Source organism: Thermomonas alba (assembly GCF_022419205.1).
Classification (GTDB): Bacteria; Pseudomonadota; Gammaproteobacteria; order Xanthomonadales; family Xanthomonadaceae; genus Thermomonas; species Thermomonas alba.
The window spans coordinates 1-291 of sequence record NZ_JAJOZU010000036.1 but is presented as its reverse complement, the minus strand read 5'-3'; the positions used below and the strand labels follow the sequence as shown (position 1 = coordinate 291).

Annotated in this window: 1 protein-coding gene; it reads left to right on the top strand. The window is 70.4% G+C overall.

The window, feature by feature from the left end; genetic code table 11:
* A partial coding sequence (locus tag ML342_RS11610) for a chorismate synthase (RefSeq protein ID WP_240127181.1) occupies positions 1-291 on the top strand: 291 nt, incomplete at both ends.

The following is a 291-nucleotide window of genomic DNA, read 5'->3' as shown; positions in this document are numbered from 1 at the left end:
GCGGCTGCGCGTCGTCGCGCAGGGGGTGCCCGCCGGGCTGGGCGAGCCGATCTACGACCGCCTGGACGCCGACATCGCGCATGCGATGATGGGGCTCAATGCAGTCAAGGGCGTGGAGATCGGCGACGGCTTTGCCAGCGTCGCGCAGCGGGGCAGCGAGCACGGCGACGGCATCACCCCCCAGGGCTTTCTGTCCAACCACGCGGGTGGGGTGCTGGGGGGCATCAGCACGGGGCAGGACATTGTCGTCACGCTGGCCATCAAGCCCACCAGTTCCATCCTCGTGCCGCG